Annotated in this window: 1 protein-coding gene; it reads left to right on the top strand. The window is 49.4% G+C overall.

Going from position 1 to position 235, the window contains the following annotated elements; genetic code table 11:
• The coding region (locus M9196_RS23415; protein WP_250619902.1) for a cadherin-like domain-containing protein at nucleotides 1-235 on the top strand (235 nt) is incomplete at both ends.

The raw sequence follows: 235 nt of genomic DNA, 5'->3' as shown, positions 1-235 counted from the left end.
GTGACGGTTGACTCGGTTAATGACATTCCGGTCGCAGGTTCAACCACATATTCAGTGAATGAAGACGGCATCATCACTATCTCTGACGATCAACTGTTAGCGAACAGTTCAGATGTTGAAGGCGAGGTAGCGGTTGATAACGTAAGCTACAGCGGCACAGACGGTATCTTCACCGATAACGGCGACGGTACGTACAGCTTCGCACCAAACGAAAACTTCAACGGCGATGTGTCTC

The sequence above is a fragment of the Vibrio methylphosphonaticus genome (assembly GCF_023634655.1).
Classification (GTDB): Bacteria; Pseudomonadota; Gammaproteobacteria; order Enterobacterales; family Vibrionaceae; genus Vibrio; species Vibrio methylphosphonaticus.
The sequence above is the reverse complement of the archived record's forward strand: the minus strand, read 5'-3'. Positions and strand labels throughout refer to the sequence as shown.